This is a genomic window from Oleiphilus sp. HI0061 (assembly GCF_001635675.1).
On sequence record NZ_LWFE01000461.1, the window covers coordinates 1 to 913 of the forward strand.

Here is a 913-nt window from a genome sequence, read left to right on the forward strand (position 1 = left end):
ATAGTAAAAAATTAAAAAGGCGATCTTCGGATCGCCTTTTTTATGCCTGATATACCGCTCTCATTACATTAAACCTACTCCATCTTGAGCCTTAAAAGGCTTGAACTTTCTCACTCAGTCCATATATTCTCAGATAACACCACACATGAGATAAACCAAAATGATGAGAATATTTTTATTCCTGGCCACAAACTTAGCCGTTGTATTAGTCGCTAGCTTCACACTTAGCCTACTCGGGGTCGGCAGTTACATGACCGCTCAGGGTCTGGACTACAATAACCTCCTTGTCTTCTGCCTGATATTCGGTATGGCAGGTTCAATCGTGTCGCTGCTGATGTCAAAATTCATGGCAAAGCGCAGCATGAGAGTTCAAGTGATTGAGGAGCCACAAAACGCTGACCAAAAATGGCTCTATACCACCGTCCAGGATCTTGCTCAAAAAGCCAATATCGGTATGCCTGAGGTTGGCGTATTTAACAGCGCACAAGCTAATGCTTTCGCAACCGGCTGGAATAAAAATAACGCCTTAGTCGCCGTAAGCACAGGCTTACTCAATAAAATGAGCCGTGAGGAAGTTAAGGCTGTACTTGGGCATGAAATCGGGCACGTCGCAAATGGTGATATGATTACCCTCACCCTTATCCAAGGAGTCGTAAACGCATTCGTTATGTTCTTTGCGCGAATTATCGGTAGCTTTGTTGATAGAGCAGTATTCAAAAATGAAAGCGGTCACGGCATGGGCTTTTTTATCGCCACCTTCGTCGCAGAGATGATATTAGGAGTGCTCGCTAGCACGATTGTTTTCTGGTTTAGCCGCCGTAGAGAATATCGAGCAGATATAGCGGGAGCGGAGCTAGTTAACCCCGCTGCGATGGTCAGCGCACTTGCACGCCTGCAGGCTGAATACGATAAA

General features: G+C 45.5%; 1 protein-coding gene. It reads left to right on the plus strand.

Features of this window, described 5'->3' with window-relative positions:
* Nucleotides 1-160 precede the first annotated feature (160 nt).
* A partial coding sequence (gene htpX / locus A3735_RS06175; RefSeq protein ID WP_197485700.1) for a protease HtpX occupies nucleotides 161-913 on the plus strand: 753 nt, incomplete at its 3' end.